2 protein-coding genes and 2 pseudogenes are annotated in these 3,145 nt (G+C 61.3%); 1 reads left to right on the forward strand and 3 read right to left on the reverse strand.

Features of this window, described 5'->3' with window-relative positions; genetic code table 11:
• Positions 1 to 120: 120 nt before the first annotated feature.
• Positions 121 to 576: pseudogene (locus M0954_RS12425) on the forward strand (transposase); the annotation flags it as partial.
• A gap of 572 nt (positions 577 to 1,148) precedes the next feature.
• Here M0954_RS12425 and M0954_RS12430 read toward each other — a convergent pair.
• From M0954_RS12430 to M0954_RS12440, 3 genes and pseudogenes are all read right to left on the reverse strand, one after another.
• Complete coding sequence (locus M0954_RS12430; RefSeq protein WP_297353515.1) at positions 1,149 to 1,514, reverse strand: glyoxalase; 366 nt, start codon at positions 1,512 to 1,514, stop codon at positions 1,149 to 1,151.
• 1 nt (position 1,515) lies between these two features.
• Positions 1,516 to 2,592, reverse strand: a complete 1,077-nt coding sequence (locus M0954_RS12435; RefSeq protein ID WP_297353517.1) for a zinc-binding dehydrogenase — start codon at positions 2,590 to 2,592, stop codon at positions 1,516 to 1,518.
• 10 nt (positions 2,593 to 2,602) lie between these two features.
• Positions 2,603 to 3,145 (reverse strand): annotated as a pseudogene (locus M0954_RS12440) (hypothetical protein); the annotation flags it as partial.

The following is a 3,145-nucleotide window of genomic DNA, read 5'->3' on the forward strand; positions in this document are numbered from 1 at the left end:
GAACCGCTTCCTGCTTGAATTCTTGCGTGTAACGCTGCTTGGGAATCTTGTACATTCCGCACCTCCAGTCGCCAGTTTAACCAGCTACTGTTGGTATCCGAAATCCGCACCCAACCTCACCCGTTCGCGGGACCCCAAGCCGTGCTCGCCTACCTGTCGCGTTACACGCACCGGGTCGCGATCTCCAACCAACGTCTGGTCGCGCTCAACGAACACGGCGTCACCTTCCACTGGAAGGACTACCGCGTCCACGGACGCACACGCAACAAGACTATGACGCTCACCGCAGATGAGTTCGTGCGCCGGTTCCTATTACACGTGCTGCCTGGCGGCTTCGACCGCATCCGCCATTACGGTCTGCTGGCGAACCCCTTGCGGCGCGCGAATCTCGCGAAGCTACGCGAGTTGCTGAGCGTCGGGCCGGCCCATATCAAATCCGATGCCATCGTCGTAGCCAGCGCCGCAATACCGCCAACCTTTGTTTGCCGACACTGCGGTTCGTCGATGATCATCCTCGACATACTCCAACGCAGCAGACCGATCCGGGCGCCGCCGGTTGAGCGAGCCTATGCATGAACGCCATCGTGTCAGGGTGCATCGATCGACTGTCGGCTCTTCGGCAACGCGAGCCCATAGGAGACCCCTGCGCGCATCGCTCCAAAGGGGAAGCTTGGCGCCCGCCAAACCCAGCACATCACGATACGCTTCACTGCCGCTGCCACGATCCTGCCAATCCAGGTTCAGCGTCATCCGCATTTCAATCCACCCCGTGCGCGATCCGAGCTGATAAATCGCCATAGCGGTGAAACGTTCCGGTCACATCGGAACACTCCGCGGTTTCCTCCCTTGGGGCTTGTAGGACGCCTGCCCGCCAGCTCATGCGGGAATTCGCGTGCGCGCGGATCAGGGCAGGCGTCCTACAACCCTAAACAGGAGCGGCCGCTTCCGATTTGAGTCTGAACGTCCGAGCCTCGCTTGATAGCGGCCATGCCCCTATCCGGGAGTTGGGCGAACGCCTTCGCGCTCTGCTTGGTAACAGGGAACCGAGCGCCCAAGATGGACCTTGTGTCTATTTTGTCGAAGCTCAAAACTCGGAATTGGCACGGCCGGTAGCGCGTTGATGCCTGAGGCGCAGGGGCCCTCACATATCAGGCCGCCGTTGGCTCGAAATACTCGGCCACAAATCCATCTGCGTGCCGCACGGTTAAATTGCGGCCGACCGGGGTTTCATGCACTTGCGTGGGCACGTCGGCACCGTGTGTTTTGAGCCAGACGGAGAATGCGTCGACCGAATCGACGACAAATGCGGCTCGGACGTGCCTGACTGGCGTAAGCGCAGCTTCGTTGCCCGCGAGCAGGATGAACGACCCCACCACCGCAACCTCGACGCCAACGTCGGGAAACGACAAACGGCGCTCACAGTTCTGCAGCTGCAACTGCTCATAGAACGCAATCGCACTGTCGAACTGCTCAGGCGAGACATAGTGACGGAACATCGATTTCAGGATTTGCACATCAGACCTCGTGGTTGATAACGACGCATTCGGCGCTTGATGCGCTCGCGGCGGCATTGATCGCCTCATGAACTTCGGCGAATGGGAACTCGAGCGCCCGGATTGCTTCCGCTGCAAGCAACCCACTTCCGACCAACTTCAGCAACTGCGCGTACGCGGTGCGTGGGTACATGAACTGGCCCAAAATCTCCCAGCTGTTCAACATCACTTCCGTGTAGGGGATCGGCAGGGGCACGGCCATGCTGCCCATCAACACGAGCCGGCCTCCAACGGCGAGTCCTCGCAGTGCGGCCAAGGTAAGGTGCGGATCCTGCGCGTTTCCGACCATGTCGAATGCCATCTGCGCAGCACCGCCCGACGCTTCACGCAGCGCGTCAACGTCAGTGACGCGGTCGCCGGTCGACACGACCGGCATGACGCGAGGCCCGGCGCTCGACGCCAATGCTGTGAGCGCCATTCCATTGCGGCCGAACGCCACCACGCGAGCGGCGCCCATTGCGATCGCCAGCCGGACGGCCGCCGATCCGTATGCGCCTGTCGCACCAGATACGATCACGGTTTCGCCGGCTGCAAGACGACCGCGCAGCATCCCGCCATAGGGAACGATGTAACGCATCGTGGTGACAAGACTGCGCGCGTCGAGGTCGTTGACCGCATCAGCGGGCGTGACGGTCGATGCGGGCAGCAACGCGTAGTCGGCGAGTGTTCCGTCGGGCCAGTCATCCTGCATCCTGAAGCCGGCTTCGCTGCCCGCCGTGACACCGATCAGCATCTGACCCGGATCGCGTACGTTTTCCTGCGCGACGAAGTGCGAGGAGATCACCACGCGCTGTCCGCGCTTGAGATGCCACACGTCGGGTCCGACTGCTTCGATGACACCGACTCCGTTTCCTCCCGGCACAAAGGCCCGTGAAGGAACGTGGTAGACGGGAAGCTTGCCGTCGACGTAATCGCGCATATAGGACATCAACGCAGACGACTGCATCCGCACGACGACGCTACCTGGCCGTGCTTCCGGTACGGGACGATCGACCAATGTCAGACTCCCACCGAGCCGATCGAGTTGCCATGCTCTCATTTAGTTTTCCTCATTCCAGCGATACCTGCAATTTCCCGGCGCGCGGTAACCGATAAAGGTCGGCGATCGCACTCGGAAGGTTGTCGAAGCCACGCATCACGCGCGCGTTCGGGCGAATCCGCCGCATCGATAGCAATCGCGACAGATCGTTCTCAGCCTGTTCCCGCTCGTGATAAAACGAGTCGACGGTCCACGCGCCGGATTTGATGCGGCGCTCTCGCAATCGCCACTCGACAGACTCCGTAATGCCGAAGGTCTCGCGCATCGTCGCCCGCGCCACAGACGCGTCGCCCGAGTTCGCGGCATACAACGCCGCTGCCGATCCGTACGAGAACAACCGCCCGTGTCGGTTCATCCGGCCAACAACCCGCCCGGTCAGTTCACCGCCAACGCCATCGGAGAAAACATCAACGCCTTCCGGAAATGCAATGGAGAGCTCGCCTTCGAGTTGGGGTGACAGGTAGTCGATGCAGCCATCAATCTTGAGCGTCTCGATGACCCATCGGCAGCGTTCAGGGCCTCCCGCGAAGCCTATGACTCGTGCTCCGGCAAC

Source organism: Paraburkholderia sp. (assembly GCF_026225065.1).
In the GTDB taxonomy this organism is placed as follows: Bacteria; Pseudomonadota; Gammaproteobacteria; order Burkholderiales; family Burkholderiaceae; genus Paraburkholderia.